Below are 13,913 nucleotides of genomic sequence, written 5' to 3' on the forward strand. Positions count from 1 at the left end.
TAAAGCGCTAGCAGCTATCAAATCAGGAGTTACTCACGAACGGTAGTCCGCATTGATGGTCACGTATTCGTGGCTGAAATCACACGTCCACACCGTGTCGGACACGCTGCCCCGGCCCAGCAGGACACGCACGGTGATCTCGCTTTGCTTCATCACGCGCTGCCCATCCTCCTCGCGGTAGGCCGGATTGCGGCCGCCCTTGACCGCCACATGCACATCGTCCAGGTACAGATCGATGCCGGTCTGGTCCAGATCATCGATGCCGGCATACCCCACGGCCGCGAGGATACGGCCCAGGTTCGGGTCGCTGGCATAGAACGCTGTCTTGACCAGGGGCGAGTGGGCGATGGCGTACGCCACCTTGCGGCATTCGTCACCCGTCTTGCCACCTTCCACCCGGACGGTGATGAACTTGGTGGCTCCCTCGCCGTCGCGCACGATGGCCTGGGCGAGCTTTTGCGACACCGCCAGCATGGCTGCCTTCAGGGCCTGGCCCTCGGCGCTGGCCAGGGAAGCGATGGGCGCATGCGCGGCCTTGTTGGTGGCCACCACCACGAACGAGTCGTTGGTCGATGTGTCGCCGTCGATCGTGACCCGGTTGAAAGAGCCATCGGCCAGTTCGCGGGCCAGCTGCTGCATCACGGCCGGGGCCACGCAGGCGTCCGTGGCCATGAAGCCGAGCATGGTGGCCATGTTGGGCCGGATCATGCCGGCGCCCTTGCTGATGCCGGTGATCGACACCGTGGCGCCGCCGATCTGCAACTGCGCGGAGAACGCCTTGGGCAGCGTGTCGGTGGTCATGATGCCTTCCGCCGCACGGGCCCAATGGCCGGGCTGCGCGTCGGCAATCGCGGCGGGCAGGCCGGCCTCGATGCGGTCGCTGGGCAGGGGTTCCATGATCACGCCGGTGGAGAACGGCAGGATCTGCTCGGGCGCCACGCCGAGCTGGCGCGCGAGCGCGCCGCAGGTGGCCCGAGCACGCGCCAGGCCATCGGCTCCCGTGCCCGCATTGGCATTGCCGGTGTTGACCACCATCGCACGGATCGCCTGGCCGGCGGCAAGGTGGTCGCGGCTGATCTGCACCGGTGCGGCGCAAAAACGGTTCTGCGTGAACACGCCCGCCACGCTGGCGCCCTCGTCCAGCAGGAACACGGTGAGGTCCTTGCGATGGGCCTTGCGGACACCGGCTTCGGCAACACCAATGCGGACGCCGGCGATCGGGTGCAGATCGGCGGCCACGGGGGCGACAAGATTGACAGGCATGGGAGACAGGGCCTTTCTGATAAAAACTGCGGCCGATTATCCGGAAAACCGTGGCCGCCAATGAAAACACGGGCCGAAGCCCGTGTCATGTAAATCCACAGGCGTGGTTTCAACGCCTGCACGCGGGGGCGGTGCCCCGGGGCCTCAGGCCAGCTTGCCGTGGCACTGCTTGTACTTCTTGCCGCTGCCACAAGGGCAGGGGTCGTTGCGGCCCACGCGCATGCCTTCGGGCAGGTTCAGGCCGTCGCCGGGCTGCGCGCCCGCGGTGGTCTCCACCTCCCCCGTTTCGGTGGGGGCGGTATAGGTCACGTTGGCAATGCTCTCGCCGCGGCTTTCCATGTCCTGCGCAGCCTGGTCGAGCTGGGCCTGCGACTGCACCTGCACGGTCATGAGGATCTTGGTGACCTCGTTCTTGACCTGGTCGATCAGCTGGCGGAACAACTCGAACGCTTCCCGCTTGTACTCCTGCTTGGGCTGCTTTTGCGCGTACCCGCGCAGGTGGATGCCCTGGCGCAGGTAGTCCAGCGCGCTCAGATGGTCGCGCCAATTGGAGTCAAAGCTCTGCAGCAGCACCATGCGCTCGAACTGGGTGAAGTTCTCGCGCCCGACCTGCTCCACCTTGCCGTCAAAGGAGGCATGGGCGGCCGCCAGAACCTTGTCCAGGATCTCGTCGTCGGTGATGGCGCTGGCACCCTGCACCTGCTGCTGCAGGGCAATGGACACCTGCCATTCGTCCACCAGCGCCTTCTCCAGCGCCGCGAGGTCCCATTGTTCTTCCACCGACTCGGCCGGCACGTACTGGCGCACTAGGTCGGTCATGCAGTCTTCGCGCATCGCGGCGATCACGTCCGACAGGTCGGATGCGTCCAGGATGTCATTGCGCTGCTGGTAGATCACCTTGCGCTGGTCATTGGCCACGTCGTCGTATTCCAGCAATTGCTTGCGGATGTCGAAGTTGCGGGCCTCGACCTTGCGCTGGGCCGATTCGATGCTGCGCGTCACGATGCCGGCCTCGATGGCCTCGCCATCGGGCATCTTCAGGCGGTCCATGATCGCCTTGACGCGGTCGCCCGCGAAGATGCGCATCAGCGAATCGTCCAGGCTCAGGTAAAAGCGCGAGGAACCGGGGTCGCCCTGGCGGCCCGAGCGGCCACGCAGCTGGTTGTCGATGCGGCGTGATTCGTGGCGCTCGGTGGCGATGATGCGCAGGCCGCCCAGTGCCTTGACCTTCTCGTGGTCGATCTTCCACTGCTCGCGCAAGGCGCTGACCTTGGCGGCGCGGTCGGCTTCGGACAGGCTTTCATCGGCTTCGATGGCCGCCACGTCCTTTTCGATGTTGCCGCCCAGCACGATGTCGGTACCACGGCCCGCCATGTTGGTGGCGATGGTGATCATGCCCTCGCGGCCGGCCTGGGCCACGATATCGGCCTCACGGGCGTGCTGCTTGGCGTTGAGCACCTGGTGCGGCAGGCCTTCCTTGTTCAGGAGCTGGTCGATGATCTCGGAGTTCTCGATCGACGTGGTGCCCACCAGCACCGGCTGGCCGCGCTCATGGCATTCGCGGATGTCCTTGATGGCCGCTTCGTACTTCTCGCGCGTGGTCTTGTACACGCGGTCGAGCTGGTCGTCCCGGCGGCTCGGGCGGTTCGGAGGGATCACGGTCGTTTCCAGGCCGTAGATCTCCTGGAACTCGTAGGCCTCGGTGTCGGCCGTGCCGGTCATGCCCGCGAGCTTGTTGTACAGGCGGAAGTAGTTCTGGAACGTGATGGAGGCCAGCGTCTGGTTCTCGGCCTGGATGTTCACGCCTTCCTTGGCCTCGACGGCCTGGTGCAGGCCTTCGCTCCAGCGGCGGCCCGACATCAGGCGGCCGGTGAACTCATCCACGATCACGATCTCGCCGTTCTGCACCACGTAGTGCTGGTCGCGGTGGTACAGGTGGTTGGCCCGGAGCGCCGCATACAGGTGGTGCATCAGCGTGATGTTGGCCGGGTCGTACACCGAGGCGCCCTCGGCGATCAGGCCGTGGCTGGCCAGGATGCGCTCGGCGCTCTCGTGACCCTGCTCGGTCAGGAACACCTGGTGGGTCTTTTCGTCCAGCGTGAAGTCGCCCGGCTTGGTCACGCCCTCGCCCGTGCGCGGATCGGCTTCGCCTTCCTGGCGCACCAGCAGCGGCACCACCTTGTTCATGGCGATATACATGGCCGTGTGGTCTTCGGCCTGGCCACTGATGATCAGGGGCGTGCGCGCCTCGTCGATCAGGATCGAGTCCACCTCGTCGACGATGGCGAAGTTCAGGCCCTGCTGCACGCGGTCCTGTGCTTCATAGACCATGTTGTCGCGCAGGTAGTCAAAGCCGTATTCGTTGTTCGTGCCGTAGGTGATGTCGGCGCGGTAGGCTTCCTGCTTTTGCTCGCGCGGCATGTTGGGCAGGTTGATGCCCACCGTGAGGCCCAGGAAGTTGTACAGCCGGCCCATCCATTGCGCGTCGCGGTTGGCCAGGTAGTCGTTCACGGTCACCACATGCACGCCCTTGCCCGACAAGGCATTGAGGTACACCGGCAAGGTCGCGGTGAGGGTCTTGCCCTCACCCGTGCGCATTTCGGAAATCTTGCCAAAGTGCAGCGCCATGCCGCCCAGCAATTGCACATCGAAGTGGCGCATCTTCATGATGCGCTTGGAGCCCTCGCGGACCACCGCGAAAGCCTCCGGGAGGATATCGTCCAGCGACTCGCCCTTGGCTACACGGTCCTTGAACTCCTGCGTCTTGGCGCGAAGCTGCTCGTCCGACAGCTTTTCGTAGTCGGGCTCCATCGCATTGATGCGGGTCACCGTCTTGCGGTACTGCTTGAGGAGCCGGTCATTGCGGCTGCCGAATAGTTTGGTGAGGAAGTTGGTGGCCATGCGAACAGGACCGCTTGCCCGCTGCAATCAGCGCGCCAAGCGACCGAAATCCCTAAGATGAATTGAGTTCAGGTGGGTCCATCGCCATGGATTGCAAGCTCCTTGCAATCCCGGGCCTGAACACCGGACCCGCGATTTTACCTGCCCGCTGCGGGCACGGCCGGCTGGCCGGGCGATGCGCGGGGCTGGACCGCCGCAACCTGCGCCGCGGGGCCCGCGCCGCCCGCGCTCAGAAACTTCTGCGGGTCCTGGAAAACACCCTGCACCAGCACCTCGAAATGCAGATGGGGGCCCGTGGAACGCCCCGTGGTCCCCACCTCCGCGATCTTCTGGCCACGGCGCACGATGTCCCCCTGCTTGACCAGGGTGCGCGATGCGTGGGCGTAGCGCGTGACCAGCTGGTTGCCGTGGTCCACCTCGATCATGTTGCCGTAGGCGGGGTGGTATTCCTGCGTCACCACCACGCCACCGGCAGCGGCCAGGATGGGCGTACCCGTATCGGCCTGGAAGTCGAGCCCCGTGTGCAGCGCCGACTGGCCCGTGATCGGGTCCACCCGCCAGCCAAAGGACGAGCCGGGCACGCGGCCGGTCACCGGCGCATGGGTGGGAATCATCTTCTTTCGGATGTGCTGGTCGAACAGGCGCGATTCGAGCACCGTCATCAGGTCCACCCGCTGGTTGGTCAGGCGCTCCAGCTCATCGAGCGTGGACTGCAGCTCCTCCATCGACAGATTGCGCGCGCTCACGAGCACGCCCCCCCGGGCATCCGATTTCTGGATATCGGAGGGCGCCATGCCCGCCAGGCCCAGCACGCGGTCGCCCAGCGATTCCAGCTGCACCATGCGGGCCTGCATCTCGCCGACACGGCGGGCCATCGCATCCAGGTTGGCACGCATGAACCGGTCCCGCTCGGCAAACTCGTCCTTCACGACCAGCCGGACCAGCGAACCCACGATCGGCCAGCCTTCGCGCGCGCCCTTGAGGAAAACCCAGTGGTAGAGCGTCGCAGCCACCAGCATGAGGCACAGCGACAGCGCCAGCCCGGCCAGCAGCAGGCGCGTGCCCGACAGGTGAATGGCCCGGCTGCGCGCCAGCCTGGCGTCCGTGATAATCAGATGCACTACGAATTCTCCACGCCCGAAGACGCACACCATGAACCGCCGCCACTACGCCATCAGCCTGCAGCAGGCCAGCGAGGACTCTCCCACGCTGGCCAAGCTCACAGCGCTGACACGCGATTCCAGTGATCGGCTCAAGGCCATTGAAATGCTGATTCCTGCGGCGCTGCGTCCCACGGTCCAGGCGGGGCCCATCGATGGGGACTCCTGGTGCCTGCTCGTCAAGAGCAATGCCGCAGCGGCAAAAATACGCCAGCTGCTGCCTGCTCTGCAGGCGCATTTGCGCAGCCGGGGGTGGGAGGTTAACGCGATTCGCCTGAAAGTTCAAACCTGACGGCCTGCGCCAGGATCGGGGAATGCGTGGGAGACACCAGGGACATGGTGCCGGTTGTCGGAATCGAACTGACGACCTACCGCTTACAAGGCGGGTGCTCTACCAACTGAGCTAAACCGGCGAAGGCTGCATTTTATAGTGGAAAAAGCAGCCTCAAAAAAATGCTGGGGCCGTTATTTGACCCGCTTGAGAGAAGGCCGGGCACCACCCGCTGCCGGGGGAGGCCGCGGCGCGTCGCCGCCGTCGCCGTCCTTCTTGCCATCGTCGGAGGGCACCAGTTGGACCACGCGGTCCTCGGGAGCAGGCACAGCCCCGGCCGCCACCACATCCTGCGCCGATGGCAATGCCTGCGGCAGCGCTGGCGCCGCCGGGCCCGCACCGCTGCTGCCAGCGAGCACATCCACCGGGGGAGGAAACGCCATGCCCTGGCCGTTTTCACGGGCATAGATGGCGATGACCCGGCCCACCGGGACGAGGATCTCCCGCGGCTTGCCGCCGAAGCGGGCCTTGAACTCGATGAAATCGTTGCCCAGCTGCAAGGCGCTCGTCGCGTCAAAGCTGATGTTCAGGACGATCTCGCCATCCTTCACGTACTCGCGCGGCACTTGCACGGAATCGTCCACGCGCACGGCCACATAGGGCGTGAGCCCGTTGTCGGTGCACCACTCGTACAGGGCACGAATGAGGTACGGGCGCGTGGAGGTGGATTCCTGTGCGGTCATGAAGATGGGTGGCTGCTGCGGTAGATGAAGAGAAATTGGGCAGGCCGCAGATTACTTGCGCATGACCTTTTCGGACGGCGTCAGCGCTTCGATGTAGGCAGGGCGCGAGAAGATGCGCTCGGCGTACTTGAGCAGCGGCGCCGCGTTCTTGGACAGGTCGATGCCGTAGTAGTCCAGGCGCCACAGCAACGGGGCAATCGCCACGTCCAGCATGGAGAAGTTGTCGCCCAGCATGTACTTGTTCTTGAGGAACACGGGGGCCAGCTGCGTGAGACGGTCGCGGATATGGGCGCGCGCCTTTTCCAGCGCCTTTTCGTTGCCCTTGGTGGCGCGCGACTCCAGGATGTTCACGTGCACGAACAGTTCCTTCTCGAAGTTGAGCAGGAACAGGCGCACGCGGGCGCGGTCGACCGGGTCACCGGGCATCAGCTGGGGGTGCGGGAAGCGCTCGTCGATGTACTCATTGATGATGTTCGACTCGTACAGGATCAGGTCGCGCTCGACCAGGATGGGCACCTGGCCGTACGGGTTCATCACGCTGATGTCTTCGGGCTTGTTGTACAGGTCCACATCGCGGATTTCAAAGTCCATGCCTTTTTCGAACAGGACGAAGCGGCAGCGGTGGGAGAAGGGACAGGTCGTACCCGAATAAAGCACCATCATGGTGGGAGGCTCCTAAAAATCAAAAGAGTGGGACGCCAAAAGCGCCCACTCTGCAAACAATCCGGCGGCACCCCGAAGGGCGCCTTCTCATGGATCTACGGCTCGTGCTGCTTACTTCACATCCTTCCAGAAGGCTGCGTTCAGCCTCCAGGCGATGATGGTGAAGAAACCGAGGAAGATCAGCACCCACACCCCCACGCGCACGCGGGTGTTCTGGGCGGGCTCACCCATCCACTGCAGGTAGTTCACGAGGTCGCCCACGGTCTGGTCGAACTGCAGCGGGGTCATCGTGCCTGGCTTGACCTGCTCCCAGCCCTTGAACACCTGGGTCTTGTGGCCATGGCTCTCGTGCTCTTCGAACACGGGGCGGCGGTCGCCCTGCATTTCCCACAGCACATGGGGCATGCCCACGCTCGGGAAAGCCAGGTTGTTCCAGCCGGTGGCCTTGGTGTCGTCGCGGTAGAACGTGCGCAGGAAGGTGTAGAGGTAGTCGGCACCCGTGCCGCCGTGGCCGGCGCGCGAACGCGCGATCACGGTCAGGTCCGGCGGGTTGGCGCCGAACCATTCCTTGGCCTGCTTGGGATCGATGGACGCCTTCATGGTCTCGCCGACCTTGTCGGTCGTGAACAGCAGGTTGTCCTTGATCTGCTGCTCGGTCAGGCCGATGTCGCGCAGGCGGTTGAAGCGCATGAAGGCAGCCGAATGGCAGCTCAGGCAGTAGTTGACGAATACCTTGGCGCCGTTTTGCAGGGAGGCCAGGTCGTTGGTCTTGTTGGGCGCCTTGTCCCAGGCGATGGTGTCACCACCCGAGGCGTGGGCGGCACCGGCCGCCAGGCCCACCGCGGCGATCAGCGTGAGGATGAGTTTCTTCATTGTTGTTGTCTCCAGGCTCAGTGCGCCACAAAGGTCACGCGGTCGGGCACTGCCTTGGCCTCGCCAATGCGGCTCCACCAGGGCATCAGCAGGAAGAAGCCGAAGTAGAACAGCGTGCCCACTTGCGATACGCGTTCGCCGATGGGAGATGGGGGCTGCACGCCCAGGTAGCCCAGGATCAGGAAGATGATCACGAAGACGCCATACAGGTACTTGTGCCAGTCCGGACGGTAGCGGATCGACTTGACCGGGCTGTGGTCCAGCCAGGGCAGGAAGAACAGGATGACCACGGCACCGCCCATCACCACCACGCCCCAGAACTTGGCGTCGATGGACAGCATCATCGCGATCACGACCACAGCCGCACCCGCGATGCCCACCTTGATGAAGCTGGGCAGCTTCGCCTTGAGCACGCCAAAGCCCGCACCGGCCACCACGCACAGGACCAGCACGTACATCATTTCGGTGGTGATCGCACGCAGCATCGAATAGAACGGCGTGAAGTACCAGACCGGCGCGATGTGAGCGGGCGTCTTGAGCGGATCCGCGGGGATGAAGTTGTTGTACTCGAGGAAGTAGCCGCCGAACTCGGGCGCGAAGAACACCACCGCCGTGAAGGCCATCAGGAACATGGACAAGGCAAAGATGTCATGCACCGTGTAGTAGGGATGGAAAGGCACGCCGTCGAGCGGCTTGCCATTGGCATCCTTGGGCGCCTTGGGGCCCTTGATTTCCACGCCGTCGGGATTGTTGGAACCCACATCGTGCAGCGCCAGCAAGTGCGCCACCACCAGGCCGAGCAGCACCAGCGGCACGGCGATCACGTGGAAGCTGAAGAAGCGGTTCAGCGTGGCGTCGCCCACCACGTAGTCGCCACGGATCAGCAGCGCGAGGTCAGGACCGATGAAAGGGATGGCCGCGAACAGGTTCACGATCACCTGGGCGCCCCAGTACGACATCTGGCCCCAGGGCAGCAGGTAGCCCATGAAGGCTTCCGCCATCAGGCACAGGAAGATGGCGCAGCCGAAGATCCAGACCAGCTCGCGCGGCTTGCGGTAGCTGCCGTAGATGAGGCCACGGAACATGTGCAGGTACACCACCACGAAGAACGCCGACGCGCCCGTGGAGTGCATGTAGCGGATCAGCCAGCCCCAGGGCACATCGCGCATGATGTACTCGACCGACGCGAACGCCAGGCTGGCATCGGGCTTGTAGTGCATGACCAGGAAGATGCCGGTCACGATCTGGATCACCAGCACGACCAGCGCCAGCGAGCCGAAGATGTACCAGAAGTTGAAGTTCTTCGGAGCGTAGTACTCCGACATGTGCACCTTGTAGGCGTCGAAAGCGGTCGGGAAGCGGTTCTCGAACCAGTTCGTGACCTTGGCGCCCGCCGAGGCGTTGGGAGAGATTTCCTTGAATTCAGCCATGTCGTCGTGCTCCTTCAAGCCTTCTTGTCTTCACCGATCAGCAGGCGCGTCTCGGTAAGGTACATGTGGGGGGGCACTTCGAGGTTGTCGGGTGCGGGCTTGTTCTTGAAGACGCGGCCGGCCATGTCGAACGTGGAGCCGTGGCAGGGGCACAGGAAACCGCCCTTCCAGTCGTCGGGCAGCGACGGCTGGGCGCCGGGCTGGAACTTGTCGGAGGGCGAGCAGCCCAGGTGCGAGCAGATGCCCACGCCCACGAAGATTTCCGGCTTGATGGAGCGGGCTTCGTTGCGCGCGTACTCGGGCGTGAGTTCGGAAGGCTTGCGTTCAGACTTGGGATCCGCGAGCTGGCCATCGAGCTTGGGCAGCTCGGCGAGCTGCTCGGGCGTACGCTTGATGATCCAGACGGGCTTGCCGCGCCACTCCACAGTGACTTTTTCTCCGGGCTTGAGGGCGGAAATATCCACCTCGACGGCAGCACCGGCGGCTTTGGCGCGCTCGGAGGGCTGAAAAGTACTCACGAAAGGTACGGCGGTTGCCACGCCGCCCACCGCACCAGCACAGCCGGACGCGATCAGCCACGTCCGTTTGCTGGAGTCGATTGGAGTGTCACTCATGGGGATCCTCGATGAACATCGCTAGATTGGGGTCAACCGCGAATTGTAGCGGAGTGAAAATGGTTATTTCAAAGTGAGGGACTGTCTTGACAGGCCACCGCTCCGGGCAATACTCCGGGATCGCCATTCACACAAGGAGCACAACATGGGGATGATGCAGGAGTTCAGGGAGTTCGCGGTCAAGGGCAATGTGATTGACCTCGCCGTGGGCGTCATCATTGGGGGGGCCTTCGGCAAGATCGTGGACTCGGTCGTGTCGGACCTGATCATGCCGGTGGTCGGGCTGGTGTTCGGCAAGCTCGATTTTTCCAACCTGTTCGTGGTGCTGGGCACGGTGCCGCCGGGCACCGCCATGACGCTGGACGCCCTCAAGAAGGCAGGCGTGCCGGTGTTTGCCTACGGCAACTTCCTGACCGTGGCCGTCAATTTCATCATTCTGGCGTTCATCATCTTCATGATGATCAAGCAGATCAACCGCCTCAAGCGCGAAGCCCCCGCTGCCCCCGAAGCCCCGGCCGCGCCACCGGAAGACATCGTGCTGCTGCGCGAGATCCGAGACAGCCTGAAGAGATAGCCCCCTGAGGCGCTGCGCGCCTCCCCACGGGGGACGCGCCCGGTGGCCTGGCAAAGCCGGCTCCACGGGTGCGCTGCCGTGAGGTGCACCGGTTTCGCGGGTGGCGCTGGTTTGGTGCCACTCTCTCGATTGCTATACAAACAGTAGCATTCAGCGCTTTACCATCAAGCGCCAGCGTGCAATTCACTCACACAGCGCCCGCGCCATGCGCACCGCCTTGATGAGGCTCGCGGCGTCGGCCACGCCCTGCCCCGCGATGTCGAACGCCGTGCCATGGTCGGGGCTGGTACGCACCAGCGGCAGGCCCAAGGTCACGTTCACGCCCTTGTCCACGCCCAGGTACTTCACCGGGATGAGGCCCTGGTCGTGGTACATCGCGACAACCACGTCGAACTCGCCAGCGCGCGCGGGTGTGCTGCGCGCACGCATGAACACCGTGTCCGGCGCGAACGGGCCGTGCACATCCAAGCCCTGCGCCCGCGCCGCGGCAATGGCCGGTGCAATCACCTCCACTTCCTCGCGCCCGAACAGCCCGCCCTCGCCCGCGTGGGGATTGAGCCCCGCCACCGCCATGCGCGGCGCGCGGCCCAGGCTGCGCGCCAATGCGGCGTGCGTGATCTGCAGGGTCTGCAGCACATTGCCTGGCGTGACCGCGTCGATGGCGTCGCGCAGCGACACGTGGATGCTGACCAGCACCGTGCGCAGCTCGTCGCTGGCGAGCATCATGCGCACGGGCATCTGCGCCAGTGCCACGCCCTGGTGCGCCGCGGCCTCGGCCTGCAGCAGCTCGGTATGGCCCGGGAAAGCGACGCCGGCGGCCGACAGCGCCTCCTTGTGCAGCGGCGCCGTCACCAGGCCCGCCACCTCGCCCCGGAGCGCTGCCCGCGCGGCCCAGACCACGCTGTCGGCCGCCGCCCGCCCCGCCTCGGCGCTGATCCGCCCCCAGGGCTGCGGTCCCGGGATGCCGGGCAGGGCCAGCACCGGAATGCAGCGGGGAGGCATCGCCAGGGCCTGCGCCGCCGCCGCGATCTGCGCCACCGGCACGGCCGGAACGCCGGGGCGCACGATGGCCTGCGCCGCACGGCGCAGCGTGGCGACGTCGCCCACCACGAAACAGCCCTGCAGGTCCTGGGGCGCATCGCGGAAGGCCTTGGCGACGATCTCGGGGCCGATGCCTGCGGGATCGCCTTGGGTGATGGCCAGTGGTGTCATGGGGATGGAATGGAAATGGAATCAGCGTCCAGCGCCGGAGGGAAAAGCGCCAAATGCTATTGATTAAATAGCAATATCACCAAAAGGCTTCGCGGCCCTCAGGCCGGGTTGGGGATTTCGATGAACACATGCTCCAGGCCCAGCAGCCCGGACACGTGCGCGGCGACGGCCGGCGCTCCGTAGCGCTCGGTGGCGTGGTGCCCCGCCGCGATGAAACACACGCCCATCTCGCGTGCCAGATGGGCCTGGGGCTCCGAAATCTCCCCGGTGATGAAGGCATCCGCCCCCGCGGCAATCGCTGATTCGAAGTAGCCCTGGGCGCCGCCCGTGCACCAGGCCACGCGGCCCAGAGGCTGCTGCCGCTGCGCGCCCGCCGCCTCGGGCTGCACGAGGGTCACGGCCCGTCCCAGTGCCCGGGCCACGTGGTCGGCCAGCGCCTGGCCGTCGGCGAAGGCCGCCGGCGCGGAGAATCCCAGGTCCTGCTCCCCGAACCGCGCATCGGCGGCAAGGCCCAGCACGCGCCCCAGCTGGGCGTTGTTGCCCAGTTCGGCGTGCGCATCCAGCGGCAGGTGGTACGCGAACAGGTTGATGTCGTGCGCCAGCAGCAGCTGCAGCCGCTGCTTCATCCAGCCCGTCACCCGGCCGTCCTGGCCACGCCAGAACAGGCCATGGTGCACGAAGATGGCATCGGCCCGCTCGCGGATGGCCGCCTCGATCAGGGCGCGGCTGGCCGTCACGCCACTCACGATGCGGCGGACTTCGGCCTTGCCCTCGACCTGCAGGCCGTTGGGACCGTAGTCCTTGAAACGCTCGGGCTGCAGCAGGCTGTCGAAGGCCTGCAGAAGGTGGGTGCGTGAAATGCTCATGCGGCTATTGTCGCGCGCGCCGGCGGTCCCAGTTGGGGGACAATGTGCCCGCAGAGGCGGCCAGGGCCTGCCGTGCAGGCCGAAAGCCCCAGCCCCACACCCCCTTCCGCCCCTTCCTCATCGGTACAGAAGAATTTCATGAAGCGCATCTGGTTGCTGTTTTCCCAGGCCGTGACGGTGTTCGTTGCCGCCTATTTCGTCGTCGCCACGCTGCAGCCGAGCTGGCTGGGCCGGGGCGCCACCACGCGCTCGGGCGCGGGCATCGCGCTGCTGGAGGCTCCCGCGACCACCGCCAGCCCGCAGCCAGCGGCGGGAAGCTTCAGCGCTGCCGCGCGCCAGGCCGCGCCCGCGGTGGTCAGCATCAATACCAGCAAGGCCGTGCGCCATCCGCGCAGCAACGACCCCTGGTTCCAGTTCTTCTTTGGCGACCAGGGCGCGCAGGCGCAGGCCGGGCTGGGCAGCGGCGTGATCGTGAGCCCCGACGGCTACATCCTCACCAACAACCACGTGGTGGAGGGCGCCGACGAGATCGAGGTGACGCTGACCGACAGCCGCCGCGCCCGCGCCCGCGTGATCGGCACCGACCCCGACACCGACCTGGCCATCCTCAAGATCGAACTCGACAAGCTGCCCGTCATCGTGCTGGGCAACTCGGACGTGCTCGCCGTGGGCGACCAGGTGCTGGCCATCGGCAACCCGTTCGGCGTGGGCCAGACGGTGACCAGCGGCATCGTGAGCGCGCTGGGCCGCACGCAGCTGGGCATCAACACCTTCGAGAACTTCATCCAGACCGACGCGGCCATCAACCCCGGCAACTCGGGCGGCGCGCTGGTGGACGTGAACGGCAACCTCATGGGCATCAACACCGCGATCTACTCGCGCTCGGGCGGCAGCATGGGCATCGGCTTTGCGATCCCCGTGTCCACCGCGCGGCTGGTGCTGGACGGCATCGTGAAGGACGGCCAGGTCACGCGCGGCTGGATCGGCGTGGAGCCCAACGAGCTCTCCCCCGAGCTGGCCGAGACCTTCGGCGTGAAGGCCACCGAGGGCGTGATCATCACCGGCGTGCTGCAGGACGGCCCTGCGGCCCAGGCCGGCATGCGGCCCGGCGACGTGATCGTGCGCGTGGATGGAAAAAACGTGGGCAATGTGTCCGAACTGCTGACCGCCGTGGCGGGGCTCAAGCCTGGAACCGTGGCCCCGTTCAACGTGCAGCGCGGCGACAAGCTGGTGGAGCTGAGCATCAACCCTGGCGTGCGCCCAAAGCCGAGAAAGAGGTAACAAGCCCCGCGCCGCCGCGCGGCGCCCTCAACGGGGGCGCCGCGGACGGCCCGGCGAAACCC

Annotated in this window: 13 protein-coding genes and 1 tRNA gene; 3 read left to right on the forward strand and 11 right to left on the reverse strand. The window is 65.6% G+C overall.

The genetic code is table 11. From position 1 onward, the window contains the following. Window positions 1–33: 33 nt before the first annotated feature. From argJ to AC1RCS_RS07515, 3 genes are all read right to left on the reverse strand, one after another. The gene (gene argJ / locus AC1RCS_RS07505; RefSeq protein ID WP_492244180.1) at window positions 34–1,263 is read right to left on the reverse strand and encodes a bifunctional glutamate N-acetyltransferase/amino-acid acetyltransferase ArgJ; all 1,230 of its coding nucleotides are present in this window, start codon (window positions 1,261–1,263) and stop codon (window positions 34–36) included. Between the two features lie 144 nt (window positions 1,264–1,407). Beyond that, window positions 1,408–4,164: a preprotein translocase subunit SecA gene (gene secA / locus AC1RCS_RS07510; RefSeq protein WP_218340323.1), complete on the reverse strand. Its 2,757-nt coding sequence runs from the start codon at window positions 4,162–4,164 to the stop codon at window positions 1,408–1,410. Between the two features lie 137 nt (window positions 4,165–4,301). Further along, a complete protein-coding gene (locus tag AC1RCS_RS07515) occupies window positions 4,302–5,285 on the reverse strand; it encodes a M23 family metallopeptidase (protein WP_369641658.1) in 984 nt (327 codons plus the stop codon). A 31-nt stretch (window positions 5,286–5,316) separates the two neighbouring features. On the opposite strand from AC1RCS_RS07515, the gene AC1RCS_RS07520 reads away from it, so the two are divergent. Then, complete coding sequence (locus AC1RCS_RS07520; RefSeq protein ID WP_492244181.1) at window positions 5,317–5,616, forward strand: hypothetical protein; 300 nt, start codon at window positions 5,317–5,319, stop codon at window positions 5,614–5,616. A 45-nt stretch (window positions 5,617–5,661) separates the two neighbouring features. On the opposite strand, the gene AC1RCS_RS07525 is transcribed toward AC1RCS_RS07520, so the two are convergent. The 6 genes from AC1RCS_RS07525 to petA form a co-directional block, all read right to left on the reverse strand. Then, window positions 5,662–5,737, reverse strand: a tRNA-Thr gene (locus AC1RCS_RS07525). A gap of 52 nt (window positions 5,738–5,789) precedes the next feature. Continuing rightward, window positions 5,790–6,338 (reverse strand): ClpXP protease specificity-enhancing factor, encoded by a 549-nt coding sequence (locus tag AC1RCS_RS07530; protein ID WP_492244182.1) that lies wholly within the window; start codon window positions 6,336–6,338, stop codon window positions 5,790–5,792. 51 nt (window positions 6,339–6,389) lie between these two features. Further along, window positions 6,390–7,001 carry a glutathione S-transferase N-terminal domain-containing protein gene (locus AC1RCS_RS07535; protein WP_007854512.1) on the reverse strand — a complete coding sequence of 204 codons (612 nt, stop codon included), beginning with the start codon at window positions 6,999–7,001 and terminating at the stop codon, window positions 6,390–6,392. Window positions 7,002–7,112: 111 nt separating this feature from the next. After that, a complete protein-coding gene (locus tag AC1RCS_RS07540; RefSeq protein ID WP_218293462.1) occupies window positions 7,113–7,874 on the reverse strand; it encodes a cytochrome c1 in 762 nt (253 codons plus the stop codon). 17 nt (window positions 7,875–7,891) lie between these two features. After that, window positions 7,892–9,304, reverse strand: coding sequence for a cytochrome b (locus AC1RCS_RS07545; RefSeq protein WP_218293461.1), 1,413 nt, complete (start codon window positions 9,302–9,304; stop codon window positions 7,892–7,894). A 14-nt stretch (window positions 9,305–9,318) separates the two neighbouring features. Beyond that, window positions 9,319–9,918, reverse strand: coding sequence for a ubiquinol-cytochrome c reductase iron-sulfur subunit (gene petA, locus AC1RCS_RS07550; RefSeq protein WP_218293460.1), 600 nt, complete (start codon window positions 9,916–9,918; stop codon window positions 9,319–9,321). Between the two features lie 145 nt (window positions 9,919–10,063). Between petA and mscL the strand changes: the two genes are divergently transcribed. Further along, window positions 10,064–10,492 (forward strand): large conductance mechanosensitive channel protein MscL, encoded by a 429-nt coding sequence (gene mscL / locus AC1RCS_RS07555; protein WP_218293459.1) that lies wholly within the window; start codon window positions 10,064–10,066, stop codon window positions 10,490–10,492. A gap of 183 nt (window positions 10,493–10,675) precedes the next feature. Here mscL and pdxA read toward each other — a convergent pair whose 3' ends face one another. Together pdxA and AC1RCS_RS07565 are read right to left on the reverse strand one after the other, a co-directional pair. Further along, window positions 10,676–11,704, reverse strand: coding sequence for a 4-hydroxythreonine-4-phosphate dehydrogenase PdxA (gene pdxA / locus AC1RCS_RS07560; protein WP_492244183.1), 1,029 nt, complete (start codon window positions 11,702–11,704; stop codon window positions 10,676–10,678). A 98-nt stretch (window positions 11,705–11,802) separates the two neighbouring features. Further along, window positions 11,803–12,570 (reverse strand): Nif3-like dinuclear metal center hexameric protein, encoded by a 768-nt coding sequence (locus AC1RCS_RS07565; protein ID WP_369641655.1) that lies wholly within the window; start codon window positions 12,568–12,570, stop codon window positions 11,803–11,805. Window positions 12,571–12,708: 138 nt separating this feature from the next. On the opposite strand from AC1RCS_RS07565, the gene AC1RCS_RS07570 reads away from it, so the two are divergent. Further along, the gene (locus AC1RCS_RS07570; protein ID WP_218293456.1) at window positions 12,709–13,851 is read left to right on the forward strand and encodes a S1C family serine protease; all 1,143 of its coding nucleotides are present in this window, start codon (window positions 12,709–12,711) and stop codon (window positions 13,849–13,851) included. Window positions 13,852–13,913: the final 62 nt, after the last annotated feature.

Source organism: Acidovorax sp. GW823-FHT01C06 (genome assembly GCF_058798375.1).

Bases quoted from the DNA above. Each gene is read 5' to 3' on its own strand.
- AC1RCS_RS07535 (WP_007854512.1), bottom strand. From the start codon at position 7,001: ATGATGGTGCTTTATTCGGGTACGACCTGTCCCTTCTCCCACCGCTGC.
- argJ (WP_492244180.1), bottom strand. From the start codon at position 1,263: ATGCCTGTCAATCTTGTCGCCCCCGTGGCCGCCGATCTGCACCCGATC.
- pdxA (WP_492244183.1), bottom strand. From the start codon at position 11,704: ATGACACCACTGGCCATCACCCAAGGCGATCCCGCAGGCATCGGCCCC.
- AC1RCS_RS07565 (WP_369641655.1), bottom strand. From the start codon at position 12,570: ATGAGCATTTCACGCACCCACCTTCTGCAGGCCTTCGACAGCCTGCTG.
- AC1RCS_RS07545 (WP_218293461.1), bottom strand. From the start codon at position 9,304: ATGGCTGAATTCAAGGAAATCTCTCCCAACGCCTCGGCGGGCGCCAAG.
- AC1RCS_RS07540 (WP_218293462.1), bottom strand. From the start codon at position 7,874: ATGAAGAAACTCATCCTCACGCTGATCGCCGCGGTGGGCCTGGCGGCC.
- AC1RCS_RS07520 (WP_492244181.1), top strand. From the start codon at position 5,317: ATGAACCGCCGCCACTACGCCATCAGCCTGCAGCAGGCCAGCGAGGAC.
- petA (WP_218293460.1), bottom strand. From the start codon at position 9,918: ATGAGTGACACTCCAATCGACTCCAGCAAACGGACGTGGCTGATCGCG.
- AC1RCS_RS07530 (WP_492244182.1), bottom strand. From the start codon at position 6,338: ATGACCGCACAGGAATCCACCTCCACGCGCCCGTACCTCATTCGTGCC.
- mscL (WP_218293459.1), top strand. From the start codon at position 10,064: ATGGGGATGATGCAGGAGTTCAGGGAGTTCGCGGTCAAGGGCAATGTG.
- AC1RCS_RS07570 (WP_218293456.1), top strand. From the start codon at position 12,709: ATGAAGCGCATCTGGTTGCTGTTTTCCCAGGCCGTGACGGTGTTCGTT.
- secA (WP_218340323.1), bottom strand. From the start codon at position 4,164: ATGGCCACCAACTTCCTCACCAAACTATTCGGCAGCCGCAATGACCGG.